This window comes from Ruegeria sp. YTSA168 (genome assembly GCF_059610045.1).
In genome coordinates, this window is sequence record NZ_JBXWMW010000008.1 from 58,824 (window position 1) to 77,823 (window position 19,000).

20 protein-coding genes and 1 riboswitch are annotated in these 19,000 nt (G+C 56.9%); of the genes, 18 read left to right on the forward strand and 2 right to left on the reverse strand.

The features are described from left to right. Window positions 1–170 precede the first annotated feature (170 nt). The 7 genes from AC2FFE_RS14655 to trmB all read left to right on the forward strand — a co-directional run bounded on the left by AC2FFE_RS14655 (window position 171) and on the right by trmB (window position 7,162). On the forward strand, window positions 171–935 hold the full coding sequence (locus AC2FFE_RS14655) for an outer membrane protein (RefSeq protein WP_496820012.1): 765 nt from the start codon (window positions 171–173) through the stop codon (window positions 933–935). A gap of 135 nt (window positions 936–1,070) precedes the next feature. Next, window positions 1,071–2,093, forward strand: a complete 1,023-nt coding sequence (locus AC2FFE_RS14660; RefSeq protein WP_353012261.1) for a PhoH family protein — start codon at window positions 1,071–1,073, stop codon at window positions 2,091–2,093. A 35-nt stretch (window positions 2,094–2,128) separates the two neighbouring features. Further along, window positions 2,129–2,623 carry an rRNA maturation RNase YbeY gene (gene ybeY / locus AC2FFE_RS14665; RefSeq protein ID WP_496820011.1) on the forward strand — a complete coding sequence of 165 codons (495 nt, stop codon included), beginning with the start codon at window positions 2,129–2,131 and terminating at the stop codon, window positions 2,621–2,623. 36 nt (window positions 2,624–2,659) lie between these two features. Next, window positions 2,660–3,547: a hemolysin family protein gene (locus tag AC2FFE_RS14670; protein WP_496820010.1), complete on the forward strand. Its 888-nt coding sequence runs from the start codon at window positions 2,660–2,662 to the stop codon at window positions 3,545–3,547. After that, window positions 3,544–5,061, forward strand: coding sequence for an apolipoprotein N-acyltransferase (lnt, locus tag AC2FFE_RS14675; RefSeq protein WP_496846987.1), 1,518 nt, complete (start codon window positions 3,544–3,546; stop codon window positions 5,059–5,061). The genes AC2FFE_RS14670 and lnt overlap by 4 nt, the downstream gene beginning before the upstream one ends. 20 nt (window positions 5,062–5,081) lie before the next feature. After that, window positions 5,082–5,130, forward strand: a riboswitch (SAM-SAH riboswitch). Between the two features lie 5 nt (window positions 5,131–5,135). Continuing rightward, window positions 5,136–6,317, forward strand: a complete 1,182-nt coding sequence (gene metK, locus AC2FFE_RS14680) for a methionine adenosyltransferase (RefSeq protein ID WP_496820007.1) — start codon at window positions 5,136–5,138, stop codon at window positions 6,315–6,317. 134 nt (window positions 6,318–6,451) lie between these two features. Beyond that, on the forward strand, window positions 6,452–7,162 hold the full coding sequence (gene trmB, locus AC2FFE_RS14685) for a tRNA (guanosine(46)-N7)-methyltransferase TrmB (RefSeq protein WP_496846988.1): 711 nt from the start codon (window positions 6,452–6,454) through the stop codon (window positions 7,160–7,162). On the opposite strand, the gene AC2FFE_RS14690 is transcribed toward trmB, so the two are convergent. Next, complete coding sequence (locus AC2FFE_RS14690; RefSeq protein WP_496820005.1) at window positions 7,159–7,962, reverse strand: hypothetical protein; 804 nt, start codon at window positions 7,960–7,962, stop codon at window positions 7,159–7,161. The genes trmB and AC2FFE_RS14690 overlap by 4 nt on opposite strands. Before the next feature lie 184 nt (window positions 7,963–8,146). Here AC2FFE_RS14690 and aroA point away from each other — a divergent pair, with 184 nt between their 5' ends. Further along, window positions 8,147–9,499, forward strand: a complete 1,353-nt coding sequence (gene aroA, locus AC2FFE_RS14695) for a 3-phosphoshikimate 1-carboxyvinyltransferase (protein WP_496846989.1) — start codon at window positions 8,147–8,149, stop codon at window positions 9,497–9,499. 8 nt (window positions 9,500–9,507) lie between these two features. After that, window positions 9,508–10,131: a (d)CMP kinase gene (gene cmk / locus AC2FFE_RS14700; RefSeq protein WP_496846990.1), complete on the forward strand. Its 624-nt coding sequence runs from the start codon at window positions 9,508–9,510 to the stop codon at window positions 10,129–10,131. Between the two features lie 23 nt (window positions 10,132–10,154). On the opposite strand, the gene AC2FFE_RS14705 is transcribed toward cmk, so the two are convergent. Next, entirely contained in the window at window positions 10,155–10,631 is a 477-nt protein-coding gene (locus AC2FFE_RS14705) for a YHS domain-containing (seleno)protein (RefSeq protein ID WP_496820002.1), read from the reverse strand. Window positions 10,632–10,849: 218 nt separating this feature from the next. Between AC2FFE_RS14705 and AC2FFE_RS14710 the strand changes: the two genes are divergently transcribed. The 9 genes from AC2FFE_RS14710 (at window position 10,850) to trpB (ending at window position 18,936) form a co-directional block, all read left to right on the forward strand. Then, entirely contained in the window at window positions 10,850–11,386 is a 537-nt protein-coding gene (locus tag AC2FFE_RS14710) for a hypothetical protein (protein ID WP_496846991.1), read from the forward strand. A 167-nt stretch (window positions 11,387–11,553) separates the two neighbouring features. Beyond that, entirely contained in the window at window positions 11,554–13,236 is a 1,683-nt protein-coding gene (locus AC2FFE_RS14715; protein WP_496846992.1) for a tryptophan halogenase family protein, read from the forward strand. Between the two features lie 134 nt (window positions 13,237–13,370). Next, on the forward strand, window positions 13,371–13,658 hold the full coding sequence (locus AC2FFE_RS14720) for a DUF6525 family protein (RefSeq protein WP_496819996.1): 288 nt from the start codon (window positions 13,371–13,373) through the stop codon (window positions 13,656–13,658). A 266-nt stretch (window positions 13,659–13,924) separates the two neighbouring features. Further along, window positions 13,925–15,601 carry a 30S ribosomal protein S1 gene (rpsA, locus tag AC2FFE_RS14725; RefSeq protein ID WP_480546320.1) on the forward strand — a complete coding sequence of 559 codons (1,677 nt, stop codon included), beginning with the start codon at window positions 13,925–13,927 and terminating at the stop codon, window positions 15,599–15,601. Window positions 15,602–15,872: 271 nt separating this feature from the next. After that, a complete protein-coding gene (ihfB, locus tag AC2FFE_RS14730; protein WP_480546322.1) occupies window positions 15,873–16,157 on the forward strand; it encodes an integration host factor subunit beta in 285 nt (94 codons plus the stop codon). Window positions 16,158–16,164: 7 nt separating this feature from the next. Continuing rightward, entirely contained in the window at window positions 16,165–16,515 is a 351-nt protein-coding gene (locus AC2FFE_RS14735) for a lipopolysaccharide assembly protein LapA domain-containing protein (RefSeq protein WP_480547282.1), read from the forward strand. A 9-nt stretch (window positions 16,516–16,524) separates the two neighbouring features. Continuing rightward, window positions 16,525–17,178, forward strand: a complete 654-nt coding sequence (locus AC2FFE_RS14740) for a phosphoribosylanthranilate isomerase (RefSeq protein WP_496846993.1) — start codon at window positions 16,525–16,527, stop codon at window positions 17,176–17,178. Then, a complete protein-coding gene (locus tag AC2FFE_RS14745; RefSeq protein ID WP_496846994.1) occupies window positions 17,171–17,551 on the forward strand; it encodes a hypothetical protein in 381 nt (126 codons plus the stop codon). The genes AC2FFE_RS14740 and AC2FFE_RS14745 overlap by 8 nt, the downstream gene beginning before the upstream one ends. 137 nt (window positions 17,552–17,688) lie before the next feature. Continuing rightward, the gene (gene trpB / locus AC2FFE_RS14750) at window positions 17,689–18,936 is read left to right on the forward strand and encodes a tryptophan synthase subunit beta (RefSeq protein WP_496819993.1); all 1,248 of its coding nucleotides are present in this window, start codon (window positions 17,689–17,691) and stop codon (window positions 18,934–18,936) included. Window positions 18,937–19,000 lie beyond the last annotated feature (64 nt).

The following is a 19,000-nucleotide window of genomic DNA, read 5'->3' on the forward strand; positions in this document are numbered from 1 at the left end:
GCTGATAAGGCACCAGTTATGGGTTTTGTTTCCAAAATTTACCCTTGATTTATGGCTTAGAACTATGTTCGGACCAATGCTAACCATGTGTTCGGCGTTTATCTGAGCATCTGAAAAGCCGTATGTTGCGCTGCCCCGAAAACGTGGTCAGCGCGTGATGGAGGGTACGAGTGGAAATTATTCGGGGATTGAACAGATCGGGCCTTTGGCGCGCAGTACGGGTTGCTTGTGTTTCTGTGCTTTTTGCCAGCTCATCGCTGGCGGCTGATCGAACGGGCGAGGTTGCGGAACCCGATGTGCTTAGCGCCGAGCGATTTAGCCGTGATGTCAGCGCTTTCTATCTTGGGTTCGGCGCCGGTTATGGCGCAAACGGAAGCGACCGTTTCGGTCTGAGAACCCCCGCCGGTGTATTCGATATCGGTGGTCAGGATATCCGCGGTGGCTATTTCAGCCTGCGGGGGGGATGGCGCGGTGTCGTTCCGACCAGCCTTGGCCGCGATTATGTGTACGGATTCGAACTGGGGTATGACGTTGGAAATCTAAGCGATACGGTCTCGACCCAGATCGGTGACGACACTGTGACAGGCAGAACCGAAATCTCTGACGTGTTTTATGTGCAACTGCGCAACGGTCTGACAAACCGCAGCGGTCGGGTGCTGTACTTTGTCAGTGTTGGATACATCTGGGGCAAGGTTGATACGACCAGTAGCATCTCCTCGACCTTCTCCAGCCGGCTTTTCGAAGATTCGGATCATCGCGGTGGGTACACCGCAAGCATCGGGGCCGAGCATAAATTGAACGACAAATGGTCGATCACGGGCGAGTATCAATATGTCCAGTTCGAATCCAAGACGGTTGAATTCGGCTCGGGCTTTTCGACCAAGTCGACGCCGGGATATCGCGGCCTCAGATTTGGTCTGAACTACACGTTCTGACGCACATTTCCTGGCGATCGCAAATCGGTTGGTAGGCGGTTTTGTCGACTTGGGCGGAAATTTTAAATCTGTGGCTTGCGCCTACCAAGAAATCTTGTCTACGCTCAGGGTGCAACGCCAAGACAGGAGAACGGATTGGCCACCGGTGCCCTAACCCCACCGCCAAATGAAATGCCCGCGCGCGAGGCGTTTGTAGAGTTTCCAGACAACCGATTGCTGATCGATCTTTGCGGCGAATATGATCGAAACCTGACCGAGATTGAACAAAAGCTGTCCGTGCAAATCGTGCGTCGGGGCAATCAACTGGTTGTCATGGGTGACGAAGATTCCCAGAAAAACGCCATCGAGGTGCTTCAGGCACTCTATACGCGTTTGGAAGGGGGGCGCGACGTCGAAGCTGCGGATGTGGATCGCGAGCTGCGCATGGGCAATGCTGAGCAGGATACCGGCAGTCGTGACGGTGATCAGCTTGAGATGTTCAAGGGCGGTTCGGTCGAGATCAAGACCCGCAAGAAGCTGGTTGAGCCGCGCACCGATGCGCAGAAGGCTTATGTGCAGTCGCTGTTCAACAATGAATTGGCCTTTGGGATTGGCCCAGCGGGCACGGGTAAGACCTATTTGGCCGTAGCAGTTGGCGTGTCGATGTTTATCGGCGGCCATGTGGACCGGATCATCCTAAGCCGACCAGCCGTCGAGGCGGGTGAAAAGCTGGGCTACCTGCCGGGCGATATGAAGGATAAGGTCGATCCTTACATGCAGCCGCTATATGATGCGCTGAATGATTTCCTGCCGGGCAAACAACTGGCGAAACTGATCGAAGAAAAGCGAATCGAAATTGCGCCGCTGGCCTTTATGCGGGGCCGCACATTGGCAAATGCCTTTGTAGTGCTGGATGAGGCGCAGAATGCCACGACCATGCAAATGAAGATGTTCCTGACCCGTCTGGGGGAAGGCAGCCGCATGGTCATCACCGGTGACCGGTCGCAGGTTGACCTGCCGCGCGGGGTTCAGTCGGGGCTGGCAGATGCCGAACGTTTGCTAAAGACGATCCCGAATATCAGCTTCAACTACTTCACGTCCAAGGATGTTGTGCGCCATCCGCTTGTCGCCGCGATCATCGAAGCGTATGAGGCCGATGCAGGCCGTGAGACGGGTTAGAACCAGGGCCTTGCAATGGGCCTTGGACTGGTGAAATGAACCTGGAACTAACCATTGAAGATTCGCGCTGGCACGATTTGGAACGTCTTGCCACAGAAGTCATTGCCGAGGTTCTGCGCTTTCGGGGCCTCGACCCTGAGATATGCGAAGTCAGCCTGTTGGGCTGTGATGATATCCGCATCGCCGAACTGAACGCTGAGTTTCGCGGCAAACCTGCCCCGACCAATGTATTAAGCTGGCCTGCCGAGGATCTGTCCCCGGAAACGGCAGGCGCTACGCCCAACGTGCCCCAACCGGATTTCACGGGTGAAATTGCGCTGGGTGATATTGCGATTTCCTATGAAACCTGTGTCCGCGAAGCAGCCGATGCGGGCAAACCAATGACCGATCATGTGACGCATCTGATCGTTCATGGTACGTTGCATTTGTTGGGCTATGATCACATTCGTGACCCTGATGCCACCCTGATGGAGGCTGTTGAGGTCAAGATACTTGGCAAAATGGGTATCGATAACCCATATAATGGATGAAGCGGGTACATTCACCCGGACTATTGGAACAGGATAATGGGCGACACAGACGGCAGTTCTAGGGCGGCGCATAGCGCGCAACCACAGGACAGCAGCATTGAAATCGAAGAGAAGGGCAGCTTCTTTTCAAGGATATTTGACGCATTTTCTGGTCAGAATGATGATCAGAAAGAGGTGGTGAACGGACAAGAGACCACGGCCGCTCAACCCCGTGGAATGATCAATCTGCGCCGGATGCGGGTCGAAGATGTAGCGATCCCTACGGCCGAGATCATTTCGGTTCCTTCTACCATCACCAAAGATGAGCTAGCGCAGGTCTTTCGGGACAGCGGTCTGTCGCGCATACCAGTCTATGAAGGCACACTGGACACGCCTCTGGGGTTTGTTCACCTCAAGGATTTTGCGCTTACTCATGGATTCAACGGCGGTTCGGCTGAGTTTGATCTGACCTCCATGCTGCGCACATTGCTGTTTGTGCCGCCGTCGATGCCGATCGGTGTTCTAATGACAAAGATGCAGACCGAACGTCGGCATATGGCATTGGTGATCGATGAGTATGGTGGCGTTGATGGCTTGCTGACCATCGAGGACCTGATCGAACAGGTCGTCGGTGAAATCGCCGATGAACATGACGCTGACGAAGATCAGCTATGGTTCCAGGAAAAGCCAGGCTGTTACGTTGTTCAGGCGCGTGCTCCGCTGGAAGATTTTGAAACTGAAATCGGATGCTCTCTCACCAGTCACGAGGATGTGGACGAAGAAGAGATCGACACTCTGGGTGGTCTGGTCTTCATGCTGTCGGGCCGTGTTCCGACACGGGGTGAAGTTGTGCTGCACCCAGAAGGTCCCGAGTTCGAAGTGATCGATGCCGATCCGCGTCGCATCAAGCGTTTGCGTGTCATGTTGCCGGAACTGACTGCATGACCCTTGTCCGGGGCTGGCCACTCAGCCTGAGGATCATTTTAGCGGCAGCACTGGGCGCGCTGGGTGCGTTTGGCCTGGCGCCATTCGGGTATTGGGGCGCGACGCTTGTTGCTTTGGTTCTGATTGCGCCGCTCTTTCTGGCCTCCGAGACCAGTCGGCGCGCTGGGCTTTTGGGATGGGCCTTTGCGACCGGCTATTTCGCCCATGCGCTGGGCTGGATTGTTGAACCGTTTCAGGTGGACCCCGAGCGCCACGCTTGGATGGCCCCCTTTGCTTTGGTGTTTATGGCAGGTGGGCTTGCGTCGTTTTGGGTCGCGGCGTTTTGGGCCGCCCGTCGGATTCACGGCACAGGCATGCGGCAGGCCGTTTTGCTGGCTTTGACTTTGTCGCTTGCTGAGTTCGCGCGCGGCTATGTGCTGACCGGGTTTCCGTGGGCGGGCTTTGCACAGATCTGGGTCGATACACCTGTGGCGCAGCTTTTGTCTTTGATCGGGCCGTATGGTTTGGGCGCGCTTACACTGTTGGTGACTTTGCCCTTGGGGGCGGCGCTGGCGCGCGGGGAAGGCTTTGTTGCTCCGGGTGTTTTTGCCATCGCCAGCGTGGTTTTCGCGTTTGTCTATGCAGGTATCAGACCCGCCGTGGAGCAGACCGATAATGTCGTAAGGCTGGTGCAACCCAATGCGCCGCAGCATCAGAAATGGGATCCGGATTACGCGTCTTTGTTCTTTGCGCGTCAGATCGAGTTTACCGCCGCTGCACCACGGCCCGATCTGATCGTTTGGCCGGAAACAGCGGTGCCAGCCTGGTTGAGCCGCGCGGGTCCATTGTTGGAAACGATTGCTGGCGCGGCGCAGGGCACGCCTGTCGTGTTCGGCATTCAGCGCGCGGATGGGTTGCAGATTTTCAACTCGCTGATCTATCTAGATGAAACCGGTGTGCAGCGGGGGGTGTACGACAAACATCATCTTGCCCCGTTTGGGGAATACGTCCCGTTTGGCGATCTGCTCGGGCGTTTCGGCGTTCATGGCTTGGCCGCCACGACCGGCCACGGGTTCAGCGCCGGGCCCGGCCCGTCCCTGTTGGAAGCCGGAAAGTTGGGCCGCGCTTTACCGTTGATTTGCTACGAAGCCGTGTTTCCACAAGACGTCAATGGCGCCCCGGATCGGGCTGATTTCCTATTGCAGATCACCAATGATGCGTGGTTTGGCACCCGCTCAGGGCCCTATCAGCACCTGGCGCAGGCTCAAATGCGGGCCATTGAGCAGGGCTTGCCGCTGATGCGATCCGCCAATACCGGTGTCTCGGCTATGATCGACCCGCTGGGCCAAATCACACAGGCATTACCGTTGGGCGAAGCGGGATTCGTGGATGCCATGCTGCCTGCGCCGCACGCACCGACGGTCTATTCGCGTTTTGGAGATAACCCGGTTCTGATCTTTGTATTGTTCCTGTTCGCCGGGTCTTGCTTCTTGGCCTATCGGGGGCGCACCGAATTACCGATTGACCCGGAGTAGCAAGGCGCGTATCTCCGCAAAACCTGTCACAACGGCTTCCTGACGTGGCGGAGAAATCTTAATGGAGCAATTTTATGTCCAGACAGAACTATACTTTCACTTCGGAATCAGTTTCCGAAGGGCACCCGGATAAGGTTTGTGACCGTATCTCGGATGCCGTCCTTGACGCATTTCTGAATGAAGAACCCGAAGCGCGCGTGGCGTGCGAAACCTTTGCGACCACCGACCGTGTCGTCATCGGTGGAGAAGTAGGTCTGTCCGATCAGGAAAAGCTGCATGACTATATGGGCCGCATCGACCAGATTGCGCGCGACTGTATCAAAGATATCGGCTATGAGCAGGACAAGTTTCATCACGAAACGGTCGAAGTGACAAACCTGCTGCACGAACAATCAGCCCATATCGCTCAGGGTGTGGATGCCTCTGGTGAAAAGGACGAAGGTGCCGGCGATCAGGGCATCATGTTCGGCTACGCCACCACAGAAACCCCTGCGCTGATGCCTGCGCCGATCCAGTATTCGCACGCGATCCTGCGGCGTCTGGCCGAGGTCCGCAAGAACGGGACAGAGCCTGCATTGGGGCCGGACGCAAAATCGCAGCTGTCGGTGGTGTACCGCGACGGCAAGCCTGTTGGTGTGAGTTCGATCGTGCTTTCGACCCAGCATCTGGACGAGGCGCTGAGCTCGGATGACATTCGCGCAATTGTCGAGCCCTACATCGCAGAAACTCTGCCTGATGGCTGGCTGTCGTCCGAGACCGAATGGCACGTGAACCCTACCGGAAAATTCGTCATTGGCGGCCCGGATGGGGATGCGGGTCTGACTGGTCGTAAGATCATTGTCGACACCTATGGCGGTGCTGCGCCCCATGGTGGTGGTGCATTCTCGGGCAAAGATCCAACCAAGGTGGACCGTTCTGCAGCCTATGCCGCGCGTTACCTGGCCAAGAACGTGGTCGCCGCCGGTATGGCCGAACGCTGCACGATCCAGCTGAGCTATGCGATCGGGGTGTCTAAGCCTCTGTCGATCTATGCAGACACCCATGGGACCGGCCAGCTTCCGGATGCGCAGATCGAAAAAGCGGTTGGCCAAGTCATGGATTTGACCCCGCGCGGCATCCGCGAACATCTGCAGTTGAACAAACCGATCTATCAGCGCACTGCCGCTTACGGCCATTTTGGTCGCGAACCGGATGCGGATGGCGGCTTCAGCTGGGAACGCACCGATCTGACCGACGCCTTGAAACAGGCCGTCTAACGACCGTGATCCAAAGGTGCGCCCTGACGGGCGCGCTCTTTTCTCTTTGAAAATGCCTGAAGGGGGGCGAGCTGACCCCACCTCTGACATGACCGCCCTTGAACCGGTGCCCTCTGCGCAGTAAGGGCACGGTCATGAGCACCCAAACACCCCAACGTCCCCGCAGAAACTTTTACGGTCGCTTCAAGGGCAAGACCCTGAAGCAAAGCCAGAAGACGTATCTGAACGAAGACCTCGATGCTTTGTCGCCGGGGGAAGTGGACTGGGATGCCAACCCGGAACGCCATCCGTTGGACCTTGATGCCCTGTTCGGCGGCAAGGATGTCTGGCTTGAGATCGGCTTTGGCGGTGGTGAGCATTTAGTACATCAGGCCGCAACCAACCCGGATATCGGGATTATCGGAGCCGAACCTTATATCAACGGCGTTGCGATGTTGCTGGGGAAAATCCGCAAGGCGGGAGTTCAGAACCTTGCCGTTCACCCCGGCGATGCACGCGACCTGTTTGATGTGTTGCCCGAGGCCAGTATCTCGCGCGCTTTCCTGCTTTACCCTGACCCATGGCCCAAGACACGGCACCACCGCCGCCGCTTTGTCACGCCCGAGCATCTGGAACCAATGGCGCGGGCGCTTAAGCCGGGGTCGATCTTTCGGGTCGCGACTGACATCCCCGACTATGTGCGTCAAACTCTGGAAGAGGTTCCGCGCGCTGGCTTCGAATGGCTGGCGGACCGGCCCGCGGATTGGCGCGAGCCGTGGGGGGACTGGATTTCAACCCGTTATGAGCAAAAGGCCCTGCGCGAAGGCAGGACCCCGCATTATCTGACCTTCCGACGGTTGGGCTAAGCGTCGTTCAGGCTGGGGAAGGTACGCCCTTTGGCAAACCATGCGATCCCAAAGGCCCATAGGGCGATGGCTTCGACGAAGAAGGTTAGGTTCAGGCTATTCCACCAGTCGACGAAGTCTGTCCCGAACTTGTCCTTGATGTAGAGAGCGGCAACGCAGGCCAGAATAGTGATCCCGCAGATCGTGTACAACCGGTTGCGTTTGCGTTTGCTGTCGATCAGAACACCGTTTTTCTCGTGCCGCTCGGGGACCACACGTTTGAGTACGATCAGGCAGTAGAGGCCCAGATAGATAAATAAGATGCCAGCCGCGATCAAATGCCAGTTGCTGGCAGTGCTGAAGAGGTTGAAAAATCCCTGATGCGGCGCCTCTGCGACGGTGATTGGCGGGCCGCTGGTGACTTCTACAAAGACGCGGGACAGGAAGGTTTCCTGACCCTCGCACCCGGTGCCGAGTGTCGGGATTGAGGCGACAATGAACGCTCCGACACCTGCAACGCTACTGAGAGTGTCTTCGAAAAATGTATCACCGGTATAAGCGATCAGAAAACCGCCAATGAAATACAGCAGGCCGACGAAGATTGTGCCAAGAAACTGGGCATAGTAGAAATGGCTGATACTGTCGCGGAAACAGCTTTCTCCGAAAACGGCCCCGGCTGCCAGAACAATGGGCAGGCCAAAAGCGACCAATCCGACCAGAAACGCCAGCCGTTGTTCCAGTTTGCTTTCTGTGCGCGTGGGGTCAACGGGGTGGAAAAGCTGCGTTGGTCCGCGCTCCAACATGTTGGGTGATCTGTTCATGATAAAATCCTAAGCTTTGACAGATAAAATAAATCAATTGAGATGAATGGCTTCAGTATACCGTAAATCGGGTGTTTTGCACAGAATCGAAGAAACAGGCCTGCAGTCTAGGGCTTTGGCGCTGGACCCTGCGCCCCCAATTCGATAATCGGCCAGAGGACTGATAGCGAAAACAGGAGCCCCCATGTCCGGACACGGCACGCCCATCCCGATGACCTCGCATCCCAGCGGCCCGCTGCAAGGCACGGCCGAAGTGCCTGGCGACAAGTCGATCTCGCATCGGTCGCTGATCTTGGGGGCGATGGCTGTGGGTGAGACACGGATCACCGGCCTGCTGGAAGGTGAGGATGTTCTGGACACCGCCAAGGCGATGCGTGCCTTTGGGGCCGAGGTGACAGACCACGGGGGTGGCGAATGGTCGGTCCATGGCGTGGGCGTCGGTGGTTTTGCAGAACCCGATCAGGTGATCGATTGCGGCAATTCAGGCACTGGTGTGCGGCTGATCATGGGCGCCATGGCAACCTGTCCGATCTCGGCCACGTTCACAGGGGATGCCAGCCTGAACAAACGCCCTATGGCGCGAGTTACTGATCCGCTTGCCTTGTTTGGCACGCAATCTGTGGGCCGCTCGGGAGGGCGCTTGCCGATGACAATCGTGGGCGCCGCTGAGCCTGTTCCGGTGCGCTACGAAGTGCCGGTGCCGTCTGCACAGGTCAAATCTGCTGTGTTGCTGGCGGGGCTGAATGCGCCCGGCAAAACCGTGGTGATTGAGAAAGAAGCCACCCGCGATCATTCCGAACGGATGCTGGCGGGTTTCGGGGCCGAAATCACCGTTGAGGACACGGATGAAGGGCGGGTGATCACTCTGACCGGTCGCCCTGAGTTGAAGCCGCAGGTCATTGCCGTGCCACGCGACCCTTCCAGCGCGGCTTTCCCGGTTTGTGCGGCGCTTATCACGCCCGGCTCAGACGTGCTGGTGCCGGGTATTGGCTTGAACCCGACCCGAGCGGGTCTGTTTACCACGCTGCGCGAGATGGGGGCTGATCTGACTTATGAGAACGAGCGCGAAGAAGGCGGCGAACCCGTCGCTGATCTGCGTGCGAAGTATTCGCCCAACATGAAGGGGATCGAGGTGCCACCCGAACGCGCCGCCTCGATGATCGATGAATATCCGGTTCTGTCCGTTGTGGCCGCCAACGCAACCGGCACCACGATGATGGGCGGCGTTAAGGAGCTGCGCGTGAAGGAAAGCGATCGGATCGACGCGATGGCCCTTGGCCTGCGCGCGAACGGCGTCACCGTGGAAGAAGGCGATGATTGGTGGTCGGTTGAAGGGCTGGGCATCGGGAACGTGCCCGGCGGCAAAACCTGCGAGAGCTTTCTGGATCACCGCATTGCCATGTCGTTTATGATCCTTGGAATGGGGGCCAAGACCCCAGTAACCGTTGATGATGCAGGACCAATCGCAACATCGTTCCCCATTTTCGAGCCTTTGATGGCGGGCCTTGGGGCGCGGCTTGTCAGAAACAACCGGTGAGCTGGGCGATGACCTACAGCTTCACCGTTGCGATTGATGGCCCGGCGGCGGCGGGAAAGGGCACGATCTCAAAGGCAGCAGCGGCGCATTTTGGATTTGCGCATCTGGATACGGGGTTGCTGTACCGCGCGGTCGGGCGCCATACTTTGCTGGGCGTGGATCCGGTGGAAGCCGCGCAGACATTGACGGCTGAGGATTTGGATCAGGGCGATCTGCGCACAGCTGAGATCGCTCAGGCTGCTTCGAAAGTCGCTGTGATCCCCGAGGTTCGCGCGGCGCTTGTTGATTTCCAACGCGCCTTTGCTCGGCGGGCAGGGGGCGCGGTTCTCGATGGACGCGACATCGGAACCGTGATTTGCCCGCATGCCGAAGTGAAACTGTTCGTCACGGCAAGCGCAGAGGTTCGGGCCGAGCGACGCTTCCTTGAACTACAGGCCAAAGGCACTGAGGTGACCCGTGATCAGGTTCTGGCGGATGTGAAAGAACGCGATGCGCGCGATGCTGAGCGCAGCACAGCGCCGATGAAACCGGCCGAAGATGCCGTGATGTTGGATACCACAGATCTGAGCATCGAGGCCGCTTTGAACCAGGCCCTGGCCGCGATCAACGCGAAACTGCCCGCAACTGATTAAAGCCACGGGCAGCAAGGCGTAGTTTACAGATCGCCAACTGCGATGCTTTGAATATTGGCCCACTGATCGTCCGCCGTTTTTGCGGTGCCAGCAACATCCTTCAAAAAGGCGGCGCGGGTATCTGCATTCAAGAACAGGTACAGTTTGCCATCGGCAATCAGGTATTGATCCGGATCGCCATCGAACTTCTTGCCGACCGATACGCCAAACGAACAGAAACCGCCGTGTTGAGGCAGATACGCCACCGGGTTCGCCTCGAATGCTTCGAGGTTTGCGGCGGTAGTAAAATAGTATGATGCGCCATCATAAGTTGCTGTGTGGGTCGCGAAGCCTTCGACCGGGTTGCCGTTATTGACCAGTGCGACCAGATCAACGCCGTGGGCAGCCAGCGGCGCACCTGCGGCTGAGATGCCGTTCGAGACGTTGATTTCATCCGCCGCAAAGGCCGGTGTGGTCAGGGCAATGGCAGCCGCGAGGGCGGTCAAAAATTGAGTTTTCATTGTGCGTTTCCTTGTTGCTTTGGGTTCAGGTCGATCACTGTGGCGACCGATGAAACATAGCTAGGCGAGGGTGATCGGACGTTTAATCGCAGATAGGTCGCGAATACTTGCAGATCGTACAACTTGTCGGATTGCAGGCTTTTGCTGTTCACCAAGCTTTGTTTGGTCAGGCGAAACATCAGGCCATATGTTCACCCTATGCCAGCAGGAGAGACGCCATGATCCGACTAGCCCTGATTTTGTTCCTCGCCGCCGGAAGTTTGATGGCGCAGGAGGCTCAGCCCGAGCAGCCAGATGTCGAACCTGCGATGACATATGAGCGTCTGGGCAAGATCCTCTTTGCGCTCGACCCCGAGGCGCAGCCGTTTGGACCAGGGTTTCAGCTGACGATATCAGAACAGACAGTGCTGGTTGTCACCGATACGACATTGGATCGGATGCGGGCTTTGGTTGCGATTGGCAGCGCCGAAGATTTGGCGCCCGCAGACCTGCAGCGCATGATGCAGGCAAATTTCGACAGTACGCTGGATGCCCGCTATGCCATTGCCAATGGCACACTATGGGCGGCGTTCATCCATCCCTTGTCCCGGTTGGATAAGGACCAATTGATCTCGGGTCTGGCCCAGACTGTAAACATCGCAATCACCTATGGCACTCTGTACACAGGTGGTGCGGCCGAGTTCGGTGGCGGCGACAGTCATGACTTGCAACGCGAGTTGCTCGAAGAGCTGTTGAAGAAGGGCGAGGAAATCTGATCGCAGCTAACGATCCCCCATCCAGTTTGATAGCCGCATACCAAAGACCCTAGCTGGATGCAGGAAAGCTGCTATAGTCTCCTGCAAGCTAAATGGGAAAGCCGCCAACAACCTCAAAAAATGGGGAGGCGGTTACAAAATCCCAAAAGCCAACAGGGACAGAAAATATGAATAATCGTTTGAGTAAGATCACCATCGTCGGTGGTGGTACGGCGGGTTGGATGACTGCGCTGATCCTGGACATGGTGTTTTCACGCACTTCCGCAACCAAGGATCGTCCGCGTATCTGCCTGATCGAAAGCCCCAACATCTCGACCGTCGGTGTGGGCGAGGCGACTGTGCCGCGTATGCCGGTCACATTGCGCCAGGCGGGGATCTCCGAGCGGGATTTCTTTCGTGAAACCAACGCTTCGTTCAAGCTGGGCGTGAAGTTTTGTAACTGGAACAAGGATTCCAAGGGAAATCGTATCGACTATGTGAACCCCTTTGCCCATGGTCAGATGTTGGAAGGGCTAGAGGCCGCAGAATACTTCCTGCGGTTCGGCAATGGGGATCGTGATTTTACGCAGTCAATCGCGCCTCATGATGATCTGGCCCGCTTGTGCAAAGGTGCGCGGCCGTTGGGTGCACCTGAGTTTGAGCAGCGCTTTGGCTATGCATATCATCTTGATGCGGTAAAGTTTGCCGGCATGCTCACTCGGGTTTGCACTAAGCGAGGTGTGGAGCATATTCAGGACGAGGTGCAGTCGGTCGAGTTGGACGAGCAGGGCAATGTTAGCCACCTGATGTTGGAGCGCAAAGGGTGGCACGACATCGAGATGGTCATCGACTGTACCGGCTTCCGGGGATTGATCATCAACCAGGCGTTGGGCGAGCCGTTTAAGGATTATTCGGACTATCTGCCCAATGACCGCGCCATGGCGTTGCAGATCGAACATCCCGATCCCGAAAAAATCGAAAGCGTCACGCGATCTACCGCGCTGGGCGCGGGCTGGACGTGGCGCGTGCCGCTCTACAATCGGGTCGGCACAGGCTATGTTTTCTCATCGGCGCATCGGACCGATGATCAGGCGGCAGATGAGTATCTGGAATGGCTGGGCGACAGCGGTAAAGGGGCGACCCCGCGCGTTATCCCAATGCGCATCGGGCGCGTGCGTAATGCCTGGGTCAAGAATTGTCTGGCCATTGGTCTGTCCGGTGGGTTTATCGAACCGCTTGAGAGCACCGCGATCCATATGATTGACCACGCCATCCGCTGGTTTGCCGAGCATCTGCCCACGCGCGACATCGAGCCTACGTTGCGGGCGCGATATAATCGCCAGATGAACAAGCTGTATGACGAGGTTCTGGACTTCATCTGCCTGCATTACCGCTTGGGAAATCGCACGGATGATCAGTATTGGATTGATGCGCGCACCGAGATGAAGATTCCGGACCGTTTGGCCGAGAACCTTGAGCTGTGGCAGCACCGTCTGCCAATGGAGCACGATATCGAGTTCGCAACCCTGTTCAATTTCCGGGTCTATCAGACAGTTCTGTTGGGCAAACAGGTCTATGACACAGGCTATGGCGCGGGGATACGCGACCGGGTACGTCCGCTGAAGAAGCCGATCTGGTTCCAATGGTGGAAGGGGGCCAAGGTGGATCTTGCGCAGATTCTGCGAACCATGCCGGACCACAAAACCCTGTTGCGCGATATTCGTGGAGAGCTGGACAAACCCGCCTTTGACAAGGCTGTGGCAGCACCGACAGTGGCAATGCCTGGGCAGGTACCCGCGCCTGTGGCGATCCAGAATATGCCGAACCTTGCCGAGATCCAAAGCGGCAGAAAGGACTTGCAGCTTTTCTAAGGAACTAGCGACGGGGCGATTAGAGGCATCTGTCAAGCACTGGTGCTCTGGTTACTAAATGCCCTGCGCCCTGAGTTGATAACGTGGTCAATCCGTGTTGCAGCTCGTGGTGAGAAATGTAATATCATCACGTAATGAGGCAACCGAGATCCCAGTATAAATCCGGCGCAGGCCGCAATCTGCGGAGTGATTTGAAACGCCGCCGCCGACGGGCATCGCCTATGCAGGCCTATGATGACTTGCCGCAACCGTTGCGGCATTGGTTGGCACAGGCCTGTCTGCCGTGGAGCCCAAGCTCGGCCCTGAAAATCTGGAAACGAATTGACGGTGCCAAAAATCCCGTGGCAGCGATTGGTCGCTTGAATGCGGTTGAGCAGGCGATGTTGCAAAAGGATTCGAAGGTCTGGTCCCAATCCGGCTGATTACACGACGGTGCCTAGATTAGCCTGGGCCATGAAAACATGGGCTTTGCCCTTGCGCCCGCACTGAAATCCGCCTATACGCGCGCTGTCGATACATGGGCGGTCAACGCCCGGATGACGTTTCTGAGCAGGGCCGGGTTACCTCGGCCCTTTGTGTTTGTTTGCTCAGGGGCGCACCGGATCACGCCTGACGACATCATGAAACAAGACCGGCGGAGACAACCGCTCGGCCAGCAAAAACGTATTGTAAAGGAAAACGACGCCACATGGCTGATACATCTATGGAGGAATTCGAAGCCCTCCTGAACGAAAGCTTCGAAATGGACACACCCGAAGAGGGGTCTGTTGTCAAAGGTAAGGTTCTGGCGATCGAAGCCGGCCAAGCCATCATCGACGTAGGCTACAAAATGGAAGGCCGCGTTGATCTGAAAGAATTCGCAAATCCCGGCGAAGCCCCTGAAATCGCTGTTGGTGACGAGGTAGAAGTTTACCTGCGTGCCGCAGAAAACGCCCGTGGCGAAGCCGTCATCTCGCGCGAGATGGCCCGCCGTGAAGAGGCATGGGACCGTCTGGAAAAAGCATATGCCGACGACCAGCGCGTCGAAGGTGCAATCTTTGGTCGCGTCAAAGGCGGCTTCACCGTCGATCTGGGTGGCGCAGTTGCGTTCCTGCCCGGCTCGCAGGTTGACGTTCGCCCCGTGCGCGACGCTGGTCCGCTGATGGGTCTGAAGCAGCCGTTCCAGATTCTGAAAATGGACCGCCGCCGTGGCAACATCGTTGTGTCGCGTCGCGCAATCCTGGAAGAATCGCGTGCCGAACAGCGTGCTGAAGTTATCGGCAACCTGTCCGAAGGTCAGACCGTCGAAGGTGTTGTCAAGAACATCACCGAATACGGTGCATTTGTTGACTTGGGTGGCGTTGACGGCCTGCTACACGTTACCGACATGGCATGGCGCCGTGTGAACCACCCATCCGAGATCCTGACGATCGGCGAAACCATCAAGGTTCAGGTCATCAAGATCAACAAAGAGACCCACCGCATCAGCCTGGGCATGAAGCAGCTGCAGGAAGATCCGTGGGATCTGGTTGCTGCGAAATACCCGCTGGGCTCGGTCCATCAGGGTCGCGTCACCAACATCACCGACTACGGCGCGTTCGTCGAGCTGGAAGCCGGTGTCGAAGGTCTGGTGCACGTATCCGAGATGTCCTGGACCAAGAAAAACGTCCACCCCGGCAAGATCGTTTCGACCAGCCAGGAAGTCGACGTCATGGTTCTGGAAATCGACGGCGCCAAGCGTCGAGTGTCTCTGGGCCTGAAACAGACTCAGCGCAACCCATGGGAAGTGTTTGCAGAAACACACCCCGAGGGCACCGAGGTCGAAGGCGAAGTCAAGAACATCACCGAATTCGGTTTGTTCATTGGCCTCGAAGGCGACATCGACGGCATGGTTCACCTGTCGGATCTGTCTTGGGACGAGCGTGGCGAAGACGCCATCCAGAACTACCACAAGAACGATGTGGTACAGGCTGTTGTCTCGGAAGTGGATGTCGAGAAAGAGCGTATCTCGCTGTCGATCAAGGCCCTGGGCGGTGACAAGTTCGCCGAAGCCGTGGGCGGCGTGAAGCGTGGCTCGATTATCACCGTTGAGGTCACCGCGATCGAAGATGGCGGCATCGAGGTTGAGTACGAAGGCATGAAGTCGTTCATCCGTCGTTCGGACCTGTCGCGTGATCGTGCCGAACAGCGCCCTGAGCGTTTCAACACCGGCGACAAGGTCGACGTCCGGGTCACCAACGTTGACAGCAAGACCCGCCGTCTGGGCCTGTCGATCAAGGCGCGCGAGATTGCGGAAGAGAAAGAGGCCGTGGAACAGTACGGTTCCTCCGACTCGGGTGCGTCGCTGGGCGATATCCTGGGTGCAGCGCTGAAATCCGGCGACTAAGTCCAGGGCGCAAGCCTGAACAACATGATCGGCCCCGTACATCCGTGCGGGGCCGTTTTTGTTGCGAATCAATATGTTCCGATTCTTCGACCTATCCGGCTGATCGTTCGCGCTTTAGGTGTACAAAGCGGGTGAACTGGCAAAAAATCGCGTGAGTCTGTGCCAAATTCAGGCACTCGCGCCCATAGTTTGCTTTCCCCTGATCCGGCTTTTTCCCTATACTGTCAGAACAATAGACCTGACATATTGGCCGCCTGGGAGGGTAACGCGAATGATCCGTTCAGAATTGATTCAGAAGATTGCCGATGAAAACCCACATCTCTACCAGCGTGATGTCGAGCGGATCGTGAATACCGTATTTGAAGAAGTCACCGATGCCATGGCGCGTGGTGATCGGGTGGAGCTGCGCGGCTTTGGCGCGTTTTCAGTGAAAAAGCGCGACGCACGTGTGGGTCGGAATCCCAGAACCGGTGAGACGGTTCAGGTTGAAGAAAAATCTGTACCGTTTTTTAAAACCGGCAAGTTGCTAAGGGACCGATTGAACGGTAAAGCCTGATCCCATGATGCGCTACCTTCGATATGCTTTTCTGGCCAGCTTGGGGATCATCCTGATCTCGATTTCACTGGCCAATGTCAGCTCGGTCGAGCTGAAGCTGATGCCCGATGCTTTGGCAGAACTGCTGGGCTTTAACCTGTCCATCTCATTGCCGCTTTTCATCGTCGTTTTGGGCGGTGTTGTGGCCGGGCTGGTCATCGGCTTCCTGTGGGAATGGCTGCGTGAGCACAAGCATCGCAAAGACGCGTCGGTCAAGAAAAGCGAAGTGCGCAAGCTTGAGCGCGAGGTCAAGAAGCTCAAGAAAAAGCAGAACGAAGACAAAGACGAAGTTCTGGCCATTCTCGACGAGGCGAGCTGAGCCTACACCATGGCCGAGATATCCGTCAAAATCTGCGGCCTCACCGCGCCAGATCACGTGCGTGCCGCGGTTGATGCTGGTGCACGGTACTTGGGGTTCAACTTTTTCCAAAAATCACCACGATATGTTTCACCCGAACAGGCCGCCGGGTTGGTGACCGATGTCCCGGTTGGTGTGGCTAAGGTCGCGCTGGTTGTGAACGCCACGAATGAACTGCTTGATAGCATCACACAGGCTGCACCGTTCGACATGCTGCAATTGCACGGGGCCGAGACAGTCGCGCGGGTGCAAGAGGTCAAGGATCGCTATGGTTTGCCCGTCATAAAGGTCATCGGTGTTTCCGATGCCGAGGACCTGACCGCAATCGATATCTATAGCGAGGTCGCCGATCAGCTGCTAATCGACGCGAAGGCCCCCAAAAATGCAGTTCTGCCCGGCGGCAATGGCTTGGCGTTTGACTGGCGCCTGCTGGCCGGGCGCAAATACTGGCGCAAACCCTGGATGCTGGCCGGTGGGTTAACCCCGGATAATGTTGGCGAAGCGATTCATATGACCGGCGCACGGCAGGTTGATGTCGCATCGGGGGTTGAAAAGGCACCCGGTGTAAAGGACGCTGACAAGATCAAAGCGTTCATCGCAGCCTGCCGGGGAGAACATGTCTGATCCATATGAACTGCTTCTGGGCGAGCGGAAGACTGTTACCGAGAAAGACATTGATTTCTTTGCCGAGAATCCGGGCCGGATTGATCTGCTTAACACGCGTGAGACTGGTAAGGATAAGCGATTGGTGGCGTTACTTCTTAGCGCCGTGGCTTTTATTGTTCTCTCAAAGCTAGTTGTCGCTCGGTATCCTGATTTGTTGGTCCAGTTGGTCAGCGATGTGTTTGTTGATCTTTTCTTCGAACTGGGGGCGGCATTGATTGGCGCGGCTGTCACAGTTCTTTTGATCAATCGTTCGTCCCTAAGGCAGATGCACGAAAACTTGGAACTGCGGCGTGAAATTGAACGTCGGATCGCAGAACGGCAGACCAAGTGATCTAGGATTCGACTCAAACCTTGGTTGTAGAATGGGTCCGGTGTCGTTCATTAGAGCCTAAGGCAAAGTGTACGTTTTGCCATGGCAAATTCCGCACCTACCTCCTATGAACATCAGGTACGACGAGGGAGACACCCATGGCCAACGATCTTTTTAATTCCTTCATGTCCGGTCCGGATGAACAGGGCCGCTTTGGCATCTTCGGCGGGCGGTTTGTCAGCGAGACGCTGATGCCGCTAATCCTTTCGCTGGAAGAGGAATATGAAAAGGCCAAGGATGATCCCACCTTCTGGGCCGAAATGGATGATCTGTGGGCCAACTACGTGGGCCGCCCGTCGCCGCTGTATTATGCGGAACGTCTGACGCAGCATTTGGGTGGCGCGAAGATCTATCTGAAACGCGATGAGCTGAACCACACCGGCGCGCACAAGATCAACAACGTGTTGGGCCAGATCATTCTGGCGCGCCGCATGGGCAAGACCCGGATTATTGCTGAGACCGGAGCAGGGCAGCATGGCGTCGCCACCGCCACCGTCTGCGCCAAGTTCGGCCTGAAATGTATCGTCTATATGGGTGCGCATGATGTGCAGCGTCAGGCCCCGAACGTGTTTCGGATGCGTCTGCTGGGCGCCGAAGTGATCCCGGTGACTTCAGGCCGTGGCACGTTGAAAGACGCGATGAACGACGCACTGCGCGACTGGGTGACTAATGTGCGCGACACGTTCTACTGCATTGGCACGGTGGCCGGTCCGCACCCGTATCCGGCGATGGTGCGCGATTTCCAGTCGATCATTGGCAAGGAAGCGAAAGAGCAGATGATGAAGGCTGAGGGCCGCCTACCCGACACGATCATCGCAGCCATTGGTGGAGGCTCGAACGCCATGGGCCTGTTCTACCCGTTCCTCGACGACAAGGACGTCAACATCATTGGCGTCGAAGCTGGCGGCAAAGGCGTGAACGAGAAGATGGAACATTGCGCCTCACTCACTGGCGGACGTCCGGGCGTGCTGCACGGCAACCGCACCTATCTGTTGCAGGATGACGATGGTCAGATTCTCGAAGGCTATTCGATCTCGGCTGGTCTCGACTATCCGGGCATCGGGCCAGAGCATTCCTGGCTGCACGACATCGGCCGGGCCAACTATGTCTCGATCACCGACAAAGAAGCGCTGGAGGCGTTCCAGCTCTGCTGTGCCACTGAAGGCATTATTCCGGCGCTTGAACCCAGCCACGCTCTGGCCCATGTCATGAAGATCGCGCCCGACCTGCCCAAAGATCACCTGATCTGCATGAACATGTGCGGACGTGGTGACAAGGACGTGCAGACTGTGGCCAAGTATCTGAACTTCGATATGTCGGATACCGAAGGGCGTTCAGCAGACTAGCTCTGGGCTATGAGACTGGAATGGATTGTGTCAGGCTGCGCCCATAGGCAACCCGTCTCAATCC

Coding starts and splice junctions, on each gene's coding strand:
- ybeY (WP_496820011.1), top strand. CDS start 2,129: ATGAACCTGGAACTAACCATTGAAGATTCGCGCTGGCACGATTTGGAA.
- AC2FFE_RS14670 (WP_496820010.1), top strand. CDS start 2,660: ATGGGCGACACAGACGGCAGTTCTAGGGCGGCGCATAGCGCGCAACCA.
- lnt (WP_496846987.1), top strand. CDS start 3,544: ATGACCCTTGTCCGGGGCTGGCCACTCAGCCTGAGGATCATTTTAGCG.
- metK (WP_496820007.1), top strand. CDS start 5,136: ATGTCCAGACAGAACTATACTTTCACTTCGGAATCAGTTTCCGAAGGG.
- trmB (WP_496846988.1), top strand. CDS start 6,452: ATGAGCACCCAAACACCCCAACGTCCCCGCAGAAACTTTTACGGTCGC.
- AC2FFE_RS14690 (WP_496820005.1), bottom strand. CDS start 7,962: ATGAACAGATCACCCAACATGTTGGAGCGCGGACCAACGCAGCTTTTC.
- aroA (WP_496846989.1), top strand. CDS start 8,147: ATGTCCGGACACGGCACGCCCATCCCGATGACCTCGCATCCCAGCGGC.
- cmk (WP_496846990.1), top strand. CDS start 9,508: ATGACCTACAGCTTCACCGTTGCGATTGATGGCCCGGCGGCGGCGGGA.
- AC2FFE_RS14705 (WP_496820002.1), bottom strand. CDS start 10,631: ATGAAAACTCAATTTTTGACCGCCCTCGCGGCTGCCATTGCCCTGACC.
- AC2FFE_RS14710 (WP_496846991.1), top strand. CDS start 10,850: ATGATCCGACTAGCCCTGATTTTGTTCCTCGCCGCCGGAAGTTTGATG.
- AC2FFE_RS14715 (WP_496846992.1), top strand. CDS start 11,554: ATGAATAATCGTTTGAGTAAGATCACCATCGTCGGTGGTGGTACGGCG.
- AC2FFE_RS14720 (WP_496819996.1), top strand. CDS start 13,371: ATGAGGCAACCGAGATCCCAGTATAAATCCGGCGCAGGCCGCAATCTG.
- rpsA (WP_480546320.1), top strand. CDS start 13,925: ATGGCTGATACATCTATGGAGGAATTCGAAGCCCTCCTGAACGAAAGC.
- ihfB (WP_480546322.1), top strand. CDS start 15,873: ATGATCCGTTCAGAATTGATTCAGAAGATTGCCGATGAAAACCCACAT.
- AC2FFE_RS14735 (WP_480547282.1), top strand. CDS start 16,165: ATGCGCTACCTTCGATATGCTTTTCTGGCCAGCTTGGGGATCATCCTG.
- AC2FFE_RS14740 (WP_496846993.1), top strand. CDS start 16,525: ATGGCCGAGATATCCGTCAAAATCTGCGGCCTCACCGCGCCAGATCAC.
- AC2FFE_RS14745 (WP_496846994.1), top strand. CDS start 17,171: ATGTCTGATCCATATGAACTGCTTCTGGGCGAGCGGAAGACTGTTACC.
- trpB (WP_496819993.1), top strand. CDS start 17,689: ATGGCCAACGATCTTTTTAATTCCTTCATGTCCGGTCCGGATGAACAG.